This window comes from Flavobacteriales bacterium (genome assembly GCA_016704485.1).
Taxonomy (GTDB): Bacteria; Bacteroidota; Bacteroidia; order Flavobacteriales_F; family PHOS-HE28; genus PHOS-HE28.
In genome coordinates this window covers 2,306,435-2,324,368 of the sequence record JADJAA010000001.1, presented here as the reverse complement: position 1 = coordinate 2,324,368, position 17,934 = coordinate 2,306,435, and the positions used below count along the sequence as shown (strand labels likewise).

General features: G+C 48.6%; 13 protein-coding genes and 1 pseudogene. 5 read left to right on the top strand and 9 right to left on the bottom strand.

What is annotated here, in order from left to right; translation table 11 throughout:
• Positions 1-148: 148 nt before the first annotated feature.
• The 3 genes from IPF95_09865 to truA form a co-directional block, all read right to left on the bottom strand.
• A complete protein-coding gene (locus tag IPF95_09865; protein ID MBK6474998.1) occupies positions 149-3,586 on the bottom strand; it encodes a gliding motility-associated C-terminal domain-containing protein in 3,438 nt (1,145 codons plus the stop codon).
• Positions 3,587-3,700: 114 nt separating this feature from the next.
• On the bottom strand, positions 3,701-5,449 hold the full coding sequence (locus IPF95_09860) for an ABC transporter ATP-binding protein (GenBank protein MBK6474997.1): 1,749 nt from the start codon (positions 5,447-5,449) through the stop codon (positions 3,701-3,703).
• Entirely contained in the window at positions 5,446-6,237 is a 792-nt protein-coding gene (truA, locus tag IPF95_09855; protein MBK6474996.1) for a tRNA pseudouridine(38-40) synthase TruA, read from the bottom strand. Before truA ends, IPF95_09860 begins: the two co-directional genes overlap by 4 nt.
• Positions 6,238-6,355: 118 nt before the next feature.
• On the opposite strand from truA, the gene IPF95_09850 reads away from it, so the two are divergent.
• On the top strand, positions 6,356-6,568 hold the full coding sequence (locus IPF95_09850) for a metallophosphoesterase family protein (GenBank protein MBK6474995.1): 213 nt from the start codon (positions 6,356-6,358) through the stop codon (positions 6,566-6,568).
• Here the strand turns inward: IPF95_09850 and IPF95_09845 are convergent.
• Complete coding sequence (locus tag IPF95_09845; GenBank protein MBK6474994.1) at positions 6,520-7,086, bottom strand: T9SS type A sorting domain-containing protein; 567 nt, start codon at positions 7,084-7,086, stop codon at positions 6,520-6,522. The two genes, IPF95_09850 and IPF95_09845, sit on opposite strands and share 49 nt — an antisense overlap.
• A pseudogene (locus tag IPF95_09840) lies at positions 7,083-7,848 on the bottom strand (IS5 family transposase). The gene IPF95_09845 and the pseudogene IPF95_09840 overlap by 4 nt, the downstream one beginning before the upstream one ends.
• Positions 7,849-8,373: 525 nt before the next feature.
• Between IPF95_09840 and IPF95_09835 the strand changes: the two are divergent.
• Positions 8,374-8,874 carry a metallophosphoesterase family protein gene (locus IPF95_09835; GenBank protein MBK6474993.1) on the top strand — a complete coding sequence of 167 codons (501 nt, stop codon included), beginning with the start codon at positions 8,374-8,376 and terminating at the stop codon, positions 8,872-8,874.
• 129 nt (positions 8,875-9,003) lie between these two features.
• On the top strand, positions 9,004-9,309 hold the full coding sequence (locus IPF95_09830) for a septum formation initiator family protein (GenBank protein MBK6474992.1): 306 nt from the start codon (positions 9,004-9,006) through the stop codon (positions 9,307-9,309).
• 7 nt (positions 9,310-9,316) lie between these two features.
• Here the strand turns inward: IPF95_09830 and IPF95_09825 are convergent, their stop codons facing one another.
• The 3 genes from IPF95_09825 to IPF95_09815 all read right to left on the bottom strand — a co-directional run bounded on the left by IPF95_09825 (position 9,317) and on the right by IPF95_09815 (position 12,485).
• The gene (locus tag IPF95_09825) at positions 9,317-10,288 is read right to left on the bottom strand and encodes a hypothetical protein (protein MBK6474991.1); all 972 of its coding nucleotides are present in this window, start codon (positions 10,286-10,288) and stop codon (positions 9,317-9,319) included.
• 7 nt (positions 10,289-10,295) lie between these two features.
• Positions 10,296-11,714, bottom strand: a complete 1,419-nt coding sequence (locus tag IPF95_09820; GenBank protein MBK6474990.1) for an MBOAT family protein — start codon at positions 11,712-11,714, stop codon at positions 10,296-10,298.
• Between the two features lie 288 nt (positions 11,715-12,002).
• Entirely contained in the window at positions 12,003-12,485 is a 483-nt protein-coding gene (locus tag IPF95_09815) for a peptidylprolyl isomerase (protein ID MBK6474989.1), read from the bottom strand.
• Between the two features lie 82 nt (positions 12,486-12,567).
• On the opposite strand from IPF95_09815, the gene IPF95_09810 reads away from it, so the two are divergent.
• Both IPF95_09810 and IPF95_09805 read left to right on the top strand, forming a co-directional pair.
• Positions 12,568-15,147: a CotH kinase family protein gene (locus IPF95_09810; GenBank protein ID MBK6474988.1), complete on the top strand. Its 2,580-nt coding sequence runs from the start codon at positions 12,568-12,570 to the stop codon at positions 15,145-15,147.
• A gap of 345 nt (positions 15,148-15,492) precedes the next feature.
• Complete coding sequence (locus IPF95_09805; protein ID MBK6474987.1) at positions 15,493-17,178, top strand: T9SS type A sorting domain-containing protein; 1,686 nt, start codon at positions 15,493-15,495, stop codon at positions 17,176-17,178.
• A gap of 121 nt (positions 17,179-17,299) precedes the next feature.
• On the opposite strand, the gene IPF95_09800 is transcribed toward IPF95_09805, so the two are convergent.
• Positions 17,300-17,731: a nucleoside deaminase gene (locus IPF95_09800; GenBank protein ID MBK6474986.1), complete on the bottom strand. Its 432-nt coding sequence runs from the start codon at positions 17,729-17,731 to the stop codon at positions 17,300-17,302.
• Between the last annotated feature and the right edge of the window lie 203 nt (positions 17,732-17,934).

The following is a 17,934-nucleotide window of genomic DNA, read 5'->3' as shown; positions in this document are numbered from 1 at the left end:
GTTAAGGGACGTTGCCAAGTCACGATCCGTTGCCCGATCGTAAATGGACTGATGCTCTGAAACGGTAAGAACAACGGATGGAACCGATAATCCGTTCGCCGCGTTCACTCGTTGATGCTATAAGCCCCTAACATGAAAATTGAATTTACTATCGCACCAAGGTCACATGGCCTTTATGTGTCGTTAATGGCTCAGTATCACACCGATCCTTGAAAGAGATGATGTAGAAATACGTACCATCCGGAACTTTGTTGGAACTGTTATCCAGACCACCATTCCAACCCGCCGAAGGGTTGCTAGCACTGTACATCTCTTGCCCCCAACGGTTGAAGACCTGCATGTTGAATTGATCCACGGCTAGTCCTGTGACCTGGAATGTATCATTCTTGCTATCTCCGTTCGGAGAGAACACGTTCGGAACGAAAGCCAAGCCATCAGCCAGAGCCACCAGTGTCACATTCACCGTATCGCGAACAACGCAGCCATACTCGTCCGTTGCTGTAAAGGAATAATCACCAGAACCAGTTGCAAGGATCGTCGCAGAGGTATCACCGGTATTCCAGACAACACTACTAGTAAGGAACGGTACACTCAACAACGGACTGTCCCCTGGACAAGTTAACACATCACCTGCGCTTGGATGAGTCGGTTGTGCAAACACTTGGATCGTATCCGAACCAAGGCAGATCCCATCGGTCACATTTACCCAATACTCTCCCGGTTGGGTTACGGTGATCGTGCTAGTTGTACTTCCTGTTGACCATGCATAGGTATCGAAACCGGGTCCGGCGGATAGTTGAACGGAGCTTCCGTTGCAGATCGCGATCGGAGATGGTAGGTCGATCACCATGAATGGAGGATCAAGCGTAATGCGTTGTGTGAGGAAGACGGTATCCAAACAGACCAGATCTATCGCTGCAAGAACAACGTCATAATCGCCAGGCCCACTGTATGTATGAACGGGGTTGGTGCTGGTACTCGTTTGTCCATCACCGAAATCCCAATGGTAGGCTAGATCGCCGACAGTGGTATTAAAGAATTCAGCGGAAAATCCTTGGCAATCGCTATTCGGGATGCCAGCGAATTCCGGTAGTTGATCAAATGGTTCGATTATATTCACAGAGACGTAGGCCGTATCCGCTCCATTGCACGAAGCACTATCGGAACCAATTAGCATTACATTATAAACGCCAACAGCAGAATACGTATGGACCACTACATCACCGAATTGTATGCCGCTGCCATCACCGAGGTCCCACGTCCACAACTCGGCATTCCCATTAGCGGTAAAGGTGATCGGCGAACCCAAACAACCGGAGAGTCCATTTGCACTTACCTCTATGTTTGCGCTCACGCCTTGTTCAAAATCGATCTTGAATACACCTAGGTTACAATTCTGCCCCATATCGGTACTACTCCATGCTCCTGGAGTTGTGGGAAAACTCCCACTACCACAACCAGCGCAAACAGCTTGGTAGACAACCCCATCCTTATCGAACCGTGATGTACCGCCATCCACATGTTCTGCTGCAGTACCTCCAAAGAAAGTAGCGTAGGCCAAAGAGACCGCTTCCTGGTTCAGTACCATCAAGTAGAAATCACTTCCATCAGTCGTCTGTTGATAAGCATCAGTTGTAACAGGAAGCCCGACGGTGGAACTTGTGGAAACTCCCCCACCTGCAGGATTGGTGGAACCACCCCATCCACTGAAGTAGATCTGACCACAGATACTGACCAGAAATGCAGAAGGACTGATGTTCTCAACACCGGTACTTCCGATGCGTGTGGACCAGATCGATGTACTCAGGTCAGTCGAGAATTTCTGAATGAACTGCGAACCATTCGCGTTGTTGTATTTGCCCGGTGTGATCGGAAAGTTCCCAGCTGTCTGACCAACAACGTATACATCATCCTGCGTATCCAATTGCACAAAGTAGCTCTGATCGAATTCCGTTGTGCCGAGGTAAGTGGATGAAAGCAACGTGGATCCATCCGCAGAGAATCGCGCGATAAAACCGTCTACTTGTCCTGCCAAAGCACCTGAAGCAGGAGTCCCGGCCATTAATAGATCCGCGCTTTGCGTACCACCTGTTGCATAGATCTCACCGGTGGATGATATCTGCACACCAAATCCTGCATCATTTCCTGATCCCCCATAATATGTAGCCCACGACATGGTAGTCAGCAGTGGATCCAAGCGGAATAAATAAGCATCCAAGCCACCGCCGAACGTACTCTGAACTGCACCTGGTGTAGTGAAAAGGTTTGTACTTGTTGTACTCGTGATCACGATCGGGTTCTCCGCTTGATCCATAATGATCTCACCCCGGAATGGATCGCCATAATTGCGCAACAACGGTGTAAATTGATTCAACCCATCGTTCCCGGAACCACCAACGTAGGTTCCCCCGATCAGCGATGTTGCTGATGCATCCAAATGGATCACGGCAATATCACAACCCGCTGTATACGTGAAACCATATGACCCACCAAATGGAGGAGACGTACCACCGTTGAAAATGGTCTCGAACGCCCCGGCGCTCAACGGAAGATCGGTCGAGGATGTGGTACCAAGAATGTACAGTTCATCTGCACTGTTCACGACCATACTGTGCGGAATATCGTTTCCGGTCCCACCGATGTACGTGCTCCATACCTGAGCCGTTCCTGTAGGATTGAATTTCGTGATACCCATATCCACGGTTCCACCACCGAATCCTGGTTGTTGCACCCCCAAGGTCGTCGGGTAACCTATCCCAAAAGCACTTCCTCCGCCATAGAGGTTTCCGCTTTCATCATAGGTTGCTGTAAGTCCGAAATTATCGGCATTACTACCGGAGTAGGTACTGAACGATACCACCGGATCAATGACAAGTGGATAGTTTGGATCAATACCATCAGGGAATTCGAACTGAACACGGTCGTTCTTCAGAACATAACATGCGGCAACAGACCGTTCCGTTCCGTGTACCACCTGCCACGCGACCGGACGTTGCTCCACCACCCTGCCAGCAGAAGTTTCAATGAACAACATCCCCCCTTCAACATGGATCTTATCCTGCCCTTGGTAATGCATCACTATCAACGAAGCGTCGGCCCCTGGCGCCACCAACCAATCGTACTTCATTCCACCTTTCCCCGATACACGAAGATCGATACCGGGATACATGTCCTTCAACATGGCTCCTTCAAAAGCTCCAGCACCTGTGCCCCATTTCGAAGGATCATTGCCCAAAAAGTAATTAACGTAATGTGGCATGCGGCCAATTCCTTCTTGCCCAACCATTGCAGCTCCATCGAACTGTACGGAATAAGCGTGCATGCGCAACGGCTCTGCGTCTTCGGTTTTACCGCCATGGATCCGGTATTCACCGCCGGAAGTGATCACATAGGTGAATGCTCCTTTTTCAACGAACACAGCACCACCTTCGGTAAGGGCACGATAGAGCACCTGATCCGGCCATTGCCCTTTGTTCTCGTGGAATTCCAACCCGTCGTAACCCGCACTGGGAATGCGAACGTGCTCGTGTGCCAACAATGAAGAACACCAGAAGGCAAAGCTGATGAGGAGGAAATTTCGGATCATAGGAGTGGAATTGATTGCACAATATAACGACGCACTTCCACTCAATGTAGTTGTATGGGTCCCGGTTCAGCCTCCGGACCATTCCTAGGAACCTAAAACCACTGTGGTCCCGGATCAAGCAAACTGCAGATCGTACAACTTCCGGTAGGAGCCGTTGAGTGCCAAGAGTTCTTGATGGTCGCCCTGCTCAATTATCCTGCCTTTCTCAAGAACAATGATGCGATCGGCTTTTTGAATAGTGCTTAACCGATGCGCTATCACAATACTTGTACGCCCTTTGGTGATATGTTCCGTTGCTTCCTGGATCAGTTGCTCGCTGATGCTATCCACGCTGCTTGTTGCTTCATCAAGAACGAGAACTTGAGGTTCATGCACCGCGGCACGAATGAATGCGATCAATTGGCGTTGGCCAACACTAAGAATACCACCACGTTCAGCAACTTCCGTATCATATCCATTGGGCAAGCGTTCAATAAAATCGTGCGCACCGACGGCTTTCGCGGCGCCGATCACATGCTGACGGGTTATCCGGTGGTCATTCAATGTAATATTGTTATGTACGGTATCACTGAACAAGAACACATCCTGTAACACCACGGAAACACTCTTACGGAGTTCGGACAGACCGTATTCACGGATATCCTTTCCGTCCAACAGAACCCGTCCCTTTTGGTACTCGTACGCACGACTGAGCACGTTAACGATCGAGCTTTTACCCGAACCGGTAGCTCCTACCAATGCGATCATCTCCCCTGCCTTCGCCTCGAATTGTATGTCCTTCAGAACGTGATCATCCTCCTCATAGGCGAACCAAACGTGTTCAAAGCGGATGTCGCCTTTCAAGCCTGTAGTCGAAGCAGTACCAGTATCCATAAGGGCTGCATCGGTATCCAGGATATTGAACACCCGTTCACTTCCGACCATTCCCATTTGCAAGACATTGAACCGATCAGCCAATTGCCTGATGGGTCTGTACATCATATTGATGAACATGAGATAGACGAACACATCGCCCACCGTTGCAGTACCTTGCAATGAATCCTTCACACCCCACCAGACCAGAAAAGCCAATGATACTGCACTTAGGATCTCAACGACCGGAAAGAATACACTGTACGCCAATATGCTTCGGATGTGTGCTTTCCGATGCTCGCGATTGATCGCTTGGAATTTGGTGAATTCCTGTTTCTCACGTCCGAAGAGTTGCACGATGGACATCCCTTGAATATGTTCCTGAACGAATGCGTTCAAACGCGAAACCTGCGTGCGTACATCCTGAAAGCTTTTCTGGATGGAATTCTTGAAGATGTTGGTACTCCATAAGAGCACTGGTACCGGTATCATGCAGAGCAATGCCAATTTCCAGTTCACTACAAACATGACCACGACGACGACCGTCAATTTCAGAATATCACCCATGATCATCAGCAGACCTTGGGAAAAAATATCGTCAATGGTCTCAATATCGCTGATCACGCGGGTAACCAGCGTTCCTATCGGGGTACGATCGAAATACCGCATTTTGAATCCCATGACCTTGGTGTAGAGTTTTTGTCGCAGATCGAACGTAACCGCCTGCCCGAGCCATGCTGTCCAATAACTCTGATAGAACTGGATCACCGTTTCGGCCACCAATAATCCACAAACGATCAGTGCTACGGAAAGCAGTCCTTGCGCATCACCGGTCAATGCGTAGTCATCGATCATATCGCCCATCAGCAACGGCCTGACAACGCCCATTCCGGCCAATAGAATGGTGAGCGCGAATGATAACCAGAACAACCTTCTGTATGGTTGTACGAATTGGAACACGCGAGCGAAAAGCTTACGGTCGAATGCTTTTCCTTTCGTTGTGGAACTCATCGGTTGAAATCCACTTGAAGATTAGGATCCTCCGGAATGATGAACGGGTACAGGACATGTTCCAAATAGAGACCACGCGCAGGTACACTTTTTCCAGCGGCGCTGCGATCCATCGCCGCCAACACCGCCTTCATTGAGTCGGCAGTTGCTTCGCCTTTTCCGATCCGGATACAAGTACCAACGCAGGCCCGCACCATGTTGCGCAGAAATCGATCAGCCTTGATCCGGAATACATAGCCTTCCTTGGTTTCTTTCCAGATCGCCTCACGCACATCGCAGATCATGGTCTTGTTGTCTGCACCTGCTTTGCAGAAGCTACTGAAGTCCTGTTTCCCGATCAAATAGGAACATGCTTTGTTCATCGCTTCAATGTCCAACGCAGGGAAAAGCATGTACGACCTGTTAGCCAAGAACGGGTCCTTACGGCGATTGATCAAGTATTTGTAACCACGTTCGGTGGCACTGAAACGAGCATGGGCATCATCGGGCACTATGATCATACGCCGAACAGCAATACTTTCCGGAAGCATGCTACTGATACGATGTGCGAAACGCTCGTTGATGATGCGGTCCGTAGGTGCTTCGAAATGCAGATAATACTCCGTGGCGTGAACACCGGTATCCGTGCGTCCGCAGCCTACCACGTGGAGTGCAGGAAGTCGCAACGCTTTACGCAACGCTAGTTCGACGGTTTCCTGAACACTAGGATCCGCAGGTTGCCTTTGCCAGCCGCGGTATGGTGTACCGTCATACGTAACTTCCAGAAAATATCGGGGCATGATCTCCATGTGCCACTAAGGCCAAAAGGGCTGCAAAGGTATCCAGTACTCAGAACAACACATTCAGGGTATCGCGAACTTGAATAATTGACGAGCTACGTTCAAGATAGCATGTTTCTTTGCACCTATGCGTATCGGTCTATTAAGCGACACACATAGCTGGCTGGATCCGCGAATAAGAACGCATTTCACGGAGTGTGATGAGATCTGGCATGCGGGTGATATTGGAACGGAAGCGGTTGCGGATGAGCTCGAGAGTTGGAAACCGGTTCGTGCCATCACTAGCGTTTCTTACTCTACCATAACCTTCAACGTAGCATGTTCAAGCACCACGAAATAAGTACCTGCATTCACGTGAGTTAGGTCGATCTCTGTCCGCTTTTCGGTCGTAATTCCACTTAATACCAACCGTCCCGTAACATCACGGATCTGGTATGCATCATTGGAAAGCGTCCCTAGAATAGCGAACTCACCGGTAGATGGGTTCGGGGCTATGGAAAACAATTGCTTTTCCGCGAATGTAGTTTCAAGTAAAATATCATTGCATATTGCATAGGCTACTTGGTTACTGTCTAAATAGTTTCCGCAGAACGTATAAACGGGATCACTGCATCCTAGCGGCGTTGTCCAATATGGGCGACGAATTCCTTCTAGACTGCCAATGCCTTCGACCCAGACATCTTCATTAGACAAGAATAACCTTTTCCTTGTACGCCCATCCAAATCAACGGTATCTGTGGATAGCACGACCGTATGTCCAAAATCATAGTAGTAGTCGTAATAGGCAGTATCGCTAACGGCGAGGCTAAAGTCATACAATACAGTTACTGTATCCTGTTGTTCTAGAAGCCATCTCAAAAATAACTTTTGAGAATTATCATTACGCAAGCCAACTGCACCATGCCTAAGAAGAGGTCTGCATGGTATTCATACCGAACGAATGTACGGCGCGAGTTAAACAACCACGCGAACAACCTTTCGACCTTCCAGCGGCGTTTGTAGCGCCGTAATTCCCGTCCATCTTGATGCACTTGTCGTTTTCTGTTACTCCTGTGCGGACATACCAGTTGGATTCCGCGTTTCTTCAATGTGCGTCTTAGTTTGTCACTGTCGTACGCCCTGTCGGCGATCACACGTTTGGGCTTTATGGCACACGAACGGATCGTCCTATCGGCTAGCTTTACTTCATGGGTGCTGGCGCTAAAGGCCCGTACGGTGAGAGGAATACCAACAGCGTCTGTGACTGCCATGATCTTGGTGCCTTTCCCTTTCTTAGTAGGTCCAACACAAGCCCCCTTTTTTGGCACTTGCGAAGGTGCCATCGATAAAGCATTCGGTAATGTCGATCTTCCCTCGATCGCGTAGATCCGATGCAAGAGCATGCAGCAGTTTATCCCAAGAACCGCTCTTGCACCAGTGTTTGTGGTACCGATGGCAAGTCTGGTATGGCGGGTATCTGCCAGGTAGATCTGCCCATGGTGCACCGGTCCGGCATATCCACAAGATCCCGTTAAGCACCGCACGTGGATCTTGTCTGGGCCTGCCACGTGTTTCGCTCTTATGAAAAATACTTGTAAGCGGTTTTTCCAACACTTCCCATTGCTTGTCGCTGATGTCCATCGCTTTTCTTAGCGAAGTACATTGCGCCAAAGAAGAAGATCAACTGGAACATTAAAAAGTTGATCAAAGCCCAGTGTTCATAGATAACTTAGGCAATGCTTATTTTTGAGATTCCTTCTAGTGTGTGCCAGAACAAGACTTGCTGACCAGAAACTGCAATATATCCTGCATTATTACCAAATTCCCCCCAATCAAGCCCCTGAAATTGGATAGCCGGTTCAGCGGAATACGTATAGTAATGCGACATTGTCCATGGCCCGTTCGTAGCATCTTGGCAAGGCCAATTTTCAACGAACGTTGCACTAACATTAGGAAATGTGCGATCATTTTGAGCATAGGTCATTTGGGATAAGACCAAACACACTGCGGAGCATAGGACCTCGATCTTCATCTTTAGGAAATATTATGGTTGATATACCATTCAGACATCAGCAACGCCAAATTTGTTACTCCAACGATCCAACAATGCAATATACAATGTTTTGATCCATTTCCGTGAATGACATTCCGCTTTCCTTTGCACCTATGCGTATCGGTCTATTAAGCGACACACATAGCTGGCTGGATCCGCGAATAAGAACGCATTTCACGGAGTGTGATGAGATCTGGCATGCGGGTGATATCGGAACGGAAGCGGTTGCGGATGAGCTCGAGAGTTGGAAACCGGTTCGTGCCGTTTGGGGCAATATCGATGGGACCGAGCTGCGCAAACGTTACAAGGAGCATTATCGGGCAAATGTGGAAGGATTGGATGTGTGGATGACCCATATCGGTGGGCGGCCGCCGCGTTACGACAGATCTGTTGCGGAAGAATTGAGATCGAACCCACCAGGTCTATTCATCTGCGGGCATTCGCACATCTGTTTGGTACAGTTCGATCAAAAGCTTCGCTGTTTATACATGAATCCTGGTGCTGCGGGTCGGCATGGTTGGCATAAAATGCGGACGATCCTGCGTTTTACCATTGAAGCTGGGTCGCCCAAGGATCTGGAACTGATCGAATTAGGGCCGCGCGGTTCGATATGATCTGAAGGATGACCGTTTTCCGACCTTTTCATACGTTTCATTTTATCCAGGTGAACAGCTGATCGTGGAATTCGTAACGGATCGAACACGCTTTGCCACTAAATGCCGTTCTACATTCGTTGCCTTGCCATGAAAAAGCTTTGGGAAAGAACTCCAAAATTTCTACGGAATCGCTACGCAGTGGCCGTGGTCGTATTGGTAGGGTGGATCACGTTCTTCGACCAGAGTGATATCTGGACGACTTGGAAGAACAGTCGCGAGTTGGGCCACATGCGTGATCAGCAAGCTTGGTATACCGAGGAAATTGCACGCACCAAAGAGCACTTACACGAGTTGAACAGCGACAAGGTCCTGTTGGAGAAATTCGCACGGGAACGCTATTTGATGAAGCGTGATAACGAGGATATTTTTGTACTCGTTGAAACGCAAAAGTGACCTGTCCTTATTCCGTAGTACTGGGGTCGGGATCTTTCGCACAACAGGTTAACTGAGGAATTCCGCATAGATCACTGACCAGTTTCTCAGTTCTTGTATTGCGTCCCCATAGCTTCAGGTGGTACGGTGTATCCAAAAACGCGGAATCGGGGTAAACGCATTGTTCAGGTTTCCCGACCAACGGGATATCCATCTGCTGTAGTTCTTTGAACAGTACTTCATCGCGCAGCGCATCATAACTGGACCGAGCGATCGCAGGCCAGATGAACACTACCGTTGCTCCAACGCATTCCGCTTCGCTCTCCAATGTTCGCCAAAGCGCTCGGAATTTCTCCCCGATCAAGGTATTGCTGAATACTTGCGTATCCAATGGTATCGTATCCAATTCCATTGGGAGATCATACCCTACCATATCCCCGAATTCATTAAACGCTGCTGCTCTATAGATCGGGTCTATCAGGTCCTTTCTGCTGGGGTCCAATAGCAGTTTCCAGCCTGCTTGCAAACGCATTGTTGCAGCACCTAATATCGCCTCTGGCCAATGCTTCTTGGGAACATAGTTCAACCCATTCAGGTAACGTTCGGTCACAATTTGAGTGACATGGTTGAATTTCTCTGGATCGGAGATCACGTCCTGTTCCAAGCAGACGAGTATCAGGTCACCTTTTCGTATTTCACCTTCGATCTCACGCACCATGAAACCGAATCCCAAAGCCGCATGGATCGACATATTAACGACCGGCCTGCACAGCGCTTTCTCCAGCATTTCACTGTCAATCCCGAAAGTTGCACTGCTTCCTCCAATTATGATCGCTTTGGGAGACTCAAGCGCGTGCAAACGTTCATGCTTGGCGTTCATTCCATCGTAATAATCAACGCGGGTGGCATGTGGGGACATGCTCACGATAATGGCAAGGATCAAAGCGATCATGCAGACAAAACCAATGAAGGTGAAAGCGAAACGAGCGGGTGAGTTCATCGCTTCCCTAGAATTGGAAGTAAATGAATTCATGGCTCGATACCAGATCGATATTCAGAACAATGGCATATATCATTGCAATATACAAAGACCACCGAACCACTATCGAGAAGGGCAAACGGGCCATCGCGTACGCATCGGTCCTGCTGCGCCATTCCACGATCAGAAGCAGCACAACAAAAAGCATTTCGAACCGCCAGCAATACAGGATCATAGCACCTAGGCTTTCTCCAATGTTGAGCACCATGTACTTAAAATGGTCCAGTGCAGCATGGATCGACGTGGCACGGAAGAAGATCCATGCGAACGTCACCAATAAAAATGTTGAAGCTATCTGACGGAATTCGCTAAGCTGTGGAACTTTAGCAGGCTTTTTTGATCGATCCTTTTCGGGAATGAAATAAGTGCCGTGCAAAGCTCCCCAAGCCATATAGGTCCAATTGGCACCGTGCCAAAATCCGCTCACGGTAAACGTGATCATCACATTTCGTAATCGCCCCCACTTGGTATTGTAGCCACCTAGCGGGATATACAGATAGTCCCGGAACCATGAACTGAGCGAGATATGCCAACGACGCCAGAATTCAGGGATGTTTCGCGAGAAATAGGGATAGTTGAAATTCTGGCTCAATTTGAACCCGAAAAGGCGTGCACAGCCGATAGCGATATCCGAATACCCACTGAAATCGCCATAGATCTGGAATGCGAAGAAGAATGCGCCGAAGAACAAAGCGATACCAGGAGTAGTAGCTGGGTCGCCAGCGAAAATGGTATCGGAGATGGTAGCACAATTATCTGCGATGACTATCTTCTTGAAGAATCCCCAAAGCATTCTGCGTAAGCCATCATTCGCATCTTCAAGTACAAAAACCCTTGAGCGCTGGAATTGCGTAAGTAGATCTTTAGCCCGCTCGATCGGACCGGCCACCAATTGCGGAAAAAAGCTAACGAAAGCAAGAAAGGTAACAGGGTCTTTGCCTGGTTTAACGTGACCGCGGTACACATCGATCACATAGCCCAGTGACTGGAACGTGTAAAAACTGATACCGATAGGTAGGATCACGCGAAGCGTTGGTAAATTGGCTTGGAAACCGACCACGGACAAGAGGTCGTCCATGCCTTCGATAAAGAAATTGAAGTACTTGAAGAAACCCAGGAGCGTAAGATTGATCACAATGCTGACGGTGAGCAGCCATTTTTTTTGGATAGCCGTTCTGCACCGGACCATACCCTGCCCCAACAACAGATCAATAACGGAACTAGCGAACAAGAGCGACAGGAAGCGCCAATCCCACCAACCATAAAAGAAGTAACTCGCAGCCAGTACGAATGCGTTCTGTAACTTCAAATTACGCCCAAACACGAACCAGTAGATCACGAAGACCACCGGCAAGAACACTAAAAAAGCAAATGAGTTGAAGAGCATACCACTGCCGGAGACAGAGCTCGGCGGTTGGCTAAAATAACGGAGTTTTTTTTACCCCATGATCATGGCACTACCCACGTGGAGACCATAGTGGATGTATTTCCCTTTGTTGCACCAAAATTGCTTTTGAACCACATACCGCTTCCTTGGAAGGTATGCCCAAAGGTCCTGTTCCTCGGAAAGATCCTATTGGCAGAATGCTTCAGTTGTAGAGAACATAGGATCCTCAAGCCACAGAAAAACCAGCCAGATCATCCCGCAGATCAGGATATGGGAGTGCGACATCGATCAATGATGATGCCCACCCTCTCCATGCACATGGCCATGGTTCAGCTCTTCGTCGGTCGCTTCGCGTACGTCTTTGATATCCACGTTGAAGTGCAGCGTAACACCAGCTAAAGGATGGTTCCCGTTCAGGGCAACTACACCATCCTCAATTGAGATCACGGTGAAAACACCCATTTCGCCACCTTCATTACCTGCTTGGAATTGCATGCCAGGCTCAATTTTTTGATCACCGAAACGATCAGCGGGAACTTTATGAACCAACGAAGGATCAAGATCACCATACCCCTCAGCCGCCGGTACGACCGCCATCAATTTTTCGCCTGCTGCCTTGCCTTCCATCTGGCGTTCCAAACCGGGAACGATCATGTTCTGACCCTGAATATATGAGAATGCATCACGGCCAGCGCTGGTATCCAACAATTTGCCGTCTGGGTCGTTAAGGGTGTAATGAAAAGTAACTACTGAGTTCTTGGAGATCTTCATTGTTCAAGTAAATGATCTGCAAAAGTAGAAAACCTTAACAATTGCATGATCCGGGTTACAACTGACCTCGTGTTTCTTCCCAATGCACCCACATAATTTTGTTCGCACGTATGCGGTGAACAACAACGTTCAAGCGCAACACGTCCTACCTTTGGAAAGGCTGATCAACCAATGCACAGCTCTATTCGGTCAAATGTTCAGTTCAGTCAATTTCTTCGGTATTCACAATTCATTGCATTTAAGTCCGCGTCTTGCAATTTTCCTTTTGATAGGATCTACGACGACCCAATGTGATGCGCAACTGTTGATCAATGAAGTGTGTAGTAAGAACAACACGGTCCTGGACAATGGCACTGGTGGTCATCCGGACTGGATCGAAATGTTCAATGCAGGAACAACCACACTCTCTCTTGCTGACTTTTATTTAAGCGATGCGATCAACGACCCAGCGCCCTGGCATCTTCCGAATGTGCAATTGGAACCAGGCGCGTACGAAGTATTCTTGAGCGGCGATAGCGACCAGAACGATCATTGGTTCCCTTTCAGCCTATCGCGTGATGGTGAATCGCTTTTTCTAACGGACGGCAGTGGATCCATGCTGGAAACGTTCATCATTCCATATTTGCGAACGGACCATTCCTACGGCCGTTGGAATGGAGGCGAATACCGATTCTTCGGAACGCCTACACCAGAAACAGCGAATACCACGGATGCCTATCTTGGATATGCACAAACGCCGATATTCGACAGTGATCCTGGCTTTGTTGGTCAGGGAACCACTGTGGCGCTTGCTTCAATTCCAAATGCTTCCGTTCGGGTAACATTGGATGGATCAGAACCGAACGGGAACTCGCAGGAATACAATGGTCCTTTTACACTGAACAATACACAGGTCATAAAAGCCGTGGCCTATGCCCCGGATCTATTGCCCTCTGAGACTGCAAGCAATACCTACTTCGTGAGCGAGAATACGGAGTTGGCCATGGTATCGCTGAGTGTACATCCGGATAGTTTATTCGATGAGGTTCTGGGACTCTATATGCTTGGACCGAATGCGGATCCGGAGTATCCACATTATGGGGCCAACTACTGGAGCGAACGAAGTATCACTGTGCGAATTGAATATTTCGATGAGCTGCACCATCGCGGGTTGGATCAAGTAGTGGACCTGAAAATGCATGGCGGTCGTGTATCACGGAACCAACCGCAACGTCCGTTCCGATTGACTGCGCAGAAGCAATATGGTTCCGAGCTGATGGAATATCAGTTCTTCCCGGAAAAAGCACATCTGAATAAATTCCATACACTGATCCTACGCAATTCCGGTGCTGATTGGTGCATTGCGGAACAACGGGACCAGATCTGGCACCAGACCGCATTGCATGGTGGGTTGGATATAGATGTACTGGCCTATCGTCCGGTTGCGGTCTATATCAACGGTGCATATTGGGGATTGATGGAATTGCGGGAACGGATCGATGATGACTACCTCCATTACAATTATGGCGCGGACCGCGAAGACCTTTTATTAATGGAGGAAGAGAACGTGAGCATAGAAGGTGATACGATCCACTTTCATGATCTGAAAGAGTACATCTATGGCCATGACATGAACGACCCGGTCCATTATGCCTATGTGGACAGCCTTTTGGACATCAAGAGTTTCATGGACTATGCCATCTTGGAGATGTACGCAGGGAATGTGGATTGGCCGAGCAATAACCTGAAATACTGGAAACCCTCAATTACTGAAGGAAAGTGGCGCTATCTCTTGTATGATCTGGATGCCACAATGAATATTTTCGGTTGGATCCCGATCGATCTGGATAGTTTCTATTGGGTTCTGGTCCATCGAGCTGGTTTCGTGCATGCGGAGATCTTCAGAAGCATGTTGGGGAATGATGAATTCAAGCGCAAATTCCTGAATCGTATGGCGGACCTGCTCAACACAAGCCTTTCGGAAGAATCATTCGGCAATGAGATCCGCATGAACCGGGACCGGATCGTAGCTGAGATCCCGCATCATTTTGCGCGGTGGGGCTGTTACATTCCCCAGTGGGAAGACCATGCTTATAGTATTATCCCGAATTTTGCGGAGGTGCGTGGTGACATTATGCGTGAGGATGTGTTGAGCACCTTCGAACTCCCGAATACTGCGCTTTTGATGTTTGACGTATTCCCGAGCGCTGCAGGTTCGATCGCACTGAACACATTGGATCCTGAACTACCCTTCAGCGGCATCTATTTCAACGAGAATGCCATCGACCTGAGCACAACACCCAGAGATGGTTATGTTTTCGACCATTGGGAATACGACGCAGGGTCTGGCGAACGAATTTTTGACCCTACGATCCAACGCTCATTTGGTATGGATGGTAAATTAGTGGCCTACTATCGGAAGGTTGGAGAGTCGTTGACCGTATTTCCTAATCCTTTCTCCGACAGAACGGTGGTAAGCCTATTTGCCGAAAAAGAAGGAGTGACCACAATACGATTGATCGATGTTGAAGGCCGTATTCACTTAGATCGCAAACAAAACGTTCAACGCGGGGTGAATACCTTGGATCTGGACCTTGGCTCGTTAGGCAACGGAGTCTATACGTTGTGGGTGGAACTGAACGACACATTCGTCACCCAGCGCATGGTAAAGACCGGGTCATAGATCTGCCACTTTATAACTCGTAACGATCGTATGTTAGCCGTCATGATCCGGGTTAAATGAAGCTTTGTGCTTCGTATCAAGTTTTGTGGTGGTGGACAGTTCAGTGCTTCGAAATCGCCAACTTCTTGTAGCTGCGAACCGTTCAGGTGCATACGTAAAGGATATGCATGAATTGTTGACCCAATTCCAAGGACCCGATTCAATGAACTCTATTAGGCCACCACTATATACTCTAAAGAAGTTATCCGAATACTTGGTCCGGAACACAATGATCCGTAATATTGTAGTGAGAAATATGTGGTGCCCTCTACCCATCTCATCCTATTATTAACTAAAACCTTCACAATGAAAAGATCCCTACTCACAGCTTGCGTGGTACTTGGTGCGCTCTGGTCGAACGCTCAGGTAACCACATTCGTTACACAACCGGCATCCTTGGAGGGTGCACAAGAATTCACTTGGGCCGACAATTGGGGCCAGACCCCGGATCTGAATGATCCCGCTAATTCAGTGACTGCATTTGCAGCTCTGGTCGATGACGACAGCGGTGCGGATTCATTGGGCTGTGAAGCCTTAGTTAATGGTGCGGACATCTTAGGAAAGGTAGCTGTAGTCTACCGTGGTGTATGTGAATTCGGAGCGAAAGCCCTTAGCGCACAGAACGAGGGTGCAGTTGCCGTTGTTATCATCAACAACAGTGGAGCTCCCGTAGCCATGGGAGCTGGCGCTGTTGGTGGAGAGATCACGATACCTGTGGTCATGATCTCTACTGACGCCGGCGCTCTTTTGCACGACGAGATCGTTGCAGGAAACGTGGAATTCCTGATCGGAAGCGTTCTCGGTGTGTATGAATACAACCTGTTCATGGACAAGAAAACCGCTTTAATACCGCAGTATGCAGCACTACCTGCTTCGTTGGCGAATGCAACCGGATTTGCAATGGACCTGGGTTCCTGGGTGCGCAACTTTGGATCCTTGGACCAGACGGACGTAGTGGTTAATTTAACGATCACACAGAACGGAACGGAACTCTATAACGAAACCTCATCTCCTACGCCAGTATTGAACAATGACAGTGCGTATATGGCACTTCCTTTGTTCACCCAAACCAATTGGAGTGGTTATTACGAGGGGCTTTATACAGTAACCTCTGCTAACACGGATGGATTTCCGTCGGACAATTCCTATGATTTCAACTTCCTTGCGGATTCATTGTTCACCTACGCAAAGGTTGATCCAGCAACAAAGACACCATTACAAGAGTCTTTTGTTCGCGCAACTTTGAATTCACCAAGTTATCAGGTCTGTGCGTACTTCTCAAGCCCAATGGCCGAAATGTATCAGATCGAAGGACTTTACACCGGAGCAACCAAATCCGGTAACGCCAGTATGGATGGTGAAGTATTGGAAGCAAGGATCTTTGAGTGGAATGATACGTTCACTGGATGGGCCGATGCAACAACCAACGATCTTGCACAGCTCACTACTGCAGACTATTTCTTCGAGGATAGCATTGGCGGGCTTACCCTTTATATCCCATTCAATGACCCATTCGTAATGGTGAATGACAAGCGCTACTTATTCTGTGCTTATTCACCTTCTACGGACGTGTTCTTAGGAATGGACGGTGGTCTTGATTATGGGCGCATTCAGGCTGATCTGGATGAGCCGATCTACTTGATGAGCGACAATGGAGCATGGGGATCATTTGCAGATGCAACCTATTCTGGAATTGGCGTGAAGATGACTTCTGCCATAGTAGGCATTGATGAGCAGAACCGTGTTGACGTTACACCTTTCCCGAATCCAACGAATGACTTCATTGTTATTCCGTTGACCGGACAAAGTGGTGCAGCCAACTTGCAGATCTATGATCAGAGCGGCAAGATGGTAGCTCAACAAAAAGTGAGTGTGGCCAACAATGGTAGACTTACTGTTGATGTGAGCAATGTTGCTACTGGAACATACCTCTTCAACATGAGCTTCGACAATGGCCAATACGCAAGTTTCCGCGTGGTGGTAACGAAGTAAGTTAGTGCGGTCCGACTACGAACGGCCGCTCCGAAAGGGGTGGCCGTTCGTGTTTCGGAAGGTTATGGCACACTCTCCGGGCTGTCCTCTCGGGCTTGACCCGGGAACGGAGAGCGTTCCATCACTCCCCAATATCCTCGTTCCAAAGCTCTGGTTCTGCGGCGATGAATTCCTCCATCATTTGCACACATTCTGGTAGGTCCAGATCGATCACTTCCACGCCGTGGCTCTCCATGAATTCGCGCGCTCCGGAGAACGTACGGCTCTCCCCTACTATCACCTTCTTGATCTTGAATTGAACGATCGTACCAGCACACATATAACAAGGCATCAGCGTGGAATAGATCGTTGTGCCTTTGTAACTACCGATGCGTCCAGCGTTATTCAGGCAATCCATTTCGCCATGAAGGATCGGGTTCTTCTCCTGTACGCGTTTGTTGTGTCCTTTGGCGATCAACTTTCCATCGCGTACCAATGCGGAGCCTATAGGGATACCACCTTGTGAGCGGCCCAAGCGGGCTTCGTCGATGGCTGTTTGCATGTGTTGGTCAATCATGAACGTCCTCGAATTAAGGCGAACAAGTTCCTGACAAGTACACCTAAACACATTCCGATCGCAATGAGTGAAGCGACTTGAATGGGACGAACAGATTCATTGCCTGTTAATCGTGCGTAGTTACCAATGGTCAACGCGAGTATGAACGCGGGAATGACGAAGGATCGTATGCGTGCTTTGCGGTCCATGCTATGTGGCTA

Excerpts from the sequence above, each read along its gene's own strand:
- IPF95_09865 (MBK6474998.1), bottom strand. The coding sequence starts at position 3,586 with ATGATCCGAAATTTCCTCCTCATCAGCTTTGCCTTCTGGTGTTCTTCA.
- IPF95_09850 (MBK6474995.1), top strand. The coding sequence starts at position 6,356 with ATGCGTATCGGTCTATTAAGCGACACACATAGCTGGCTGGATCCGCGA.
- IPF95_09815 (MBK6474989.1), bottom strand. The coding sequence starts at position 12,485 with ATGAAGATCTCCAAGAACTCAGTAGTTACTTTTCATTACACCCTTAAC.
- IPF95_09810 (MBK6474988.1), top strand. The coding sequence starts at position 12,568 with ATGCACCCACATAATTTTGTTCGCACGTATGCGGTGAACAACAACGTT.
- IPF95_09825 (MBK6474991.1), bottom strand. The coding sequence starts at position 10,288 with ATGAACTCACCCGCTCGTTTCGCTTTCACCTTCATTGGTTTTGTCTGC.
- IPF95_09860 (MBK6474997.1), bottom strand. The coding sequence starts at position 5,449 with ATGAGTTCCACAACGAAAGGAAAAGCATTCGACCGTAAGCTTTTCGCT.
- IPF95_09820 (MBK6474990.1), bottom strand. The coding sequence starts at position 11,714 with ATGCTCTTCAACTCATTTGCTTTTTTAGTGTTCTTGCCGGTGGTCTTC.
- IPF95_09835 (MBK6474993.1), top strand. The coding sequence starts at position 8,374 with ATGCGTATCGGTCTATTAAGCGACACACATAGCTGGCTGGATCCGCGA.
- IPF95_09805 (MBK6474987.1), top strand. The coding sequence starts at position 15,493 with ATGAAAAGATCCCTACTCACAGCTTGCGTGGTACTTGGTGCGCTCTGG.
- IPF95_09830 (MBK6474992.1), top strand. The coding sequence starts at position 9,004 with ATGAAAAAGCTTTGGGAAAGAACTCCAAAATTTCTACGGAATCGCTAC.
- truA (MBK6474996.1), bottom strand. The coding sequence starts at position 6,237 with ATGGAGATCATGCCCCGATATTTTCTGGAAGTTACGTATGACGGTACA.